The sequence below is a fragment of the Kitasatospora phosalacinea genome (genome assembly GCF_000717185.1).
GTDB lineage: Bacteria > Actinomycetota > Actinomycetes > Streptomycetales > Streptomycetaceae > Kitasatospora > Kitasatospora phosalacinea_A.
This window is the reverse complement of record NZ_JNYE01000310.1, coordinates 1-261: the sequence shown is the minus strand read 5'-3', so window position 1 is coordinate 261 and position 261 is coordinate 1. Positions and strand designations below refer to the sequence as shown.

Genomic DNA, 261 nt, shown 5'->3' with positions numbered 1-261 from the left:
GGTGAACTCCCAGGCGTCGGCGACGATCCGGTCGAGTTCGGGGCGCTTGGGGACCCAGCCCAGCGCGTCGCGGGCGCGGTCGGCGGCGGCGACCAGGACCGCCGGGTCGCCGGGGCGGCGGTCGGCGACCTGGACCGGGATCTCCCGGCCGGTGACCCGCTCGACCGACTCGATCACCTCGCGCACCGAGAAGCCGGTGCCGTTGCCGAGGTTGCAGATCAGGTGCTCGCCCGGCTTCGCCGCGTCCAGCGCCAGCAGGTG

At 75.5% G+C, this 261-nt stretch carries 1 pseudogene; it reads right to left on the bottom strand.

Annotation, left to right across the window (positions count from 1 at the left end):
- Window positions 1-261: pseudogene (locus tag OO57_RS38160) on the bottom strand (UDP-glucose 4-epimerase); the annotation flags it as partial.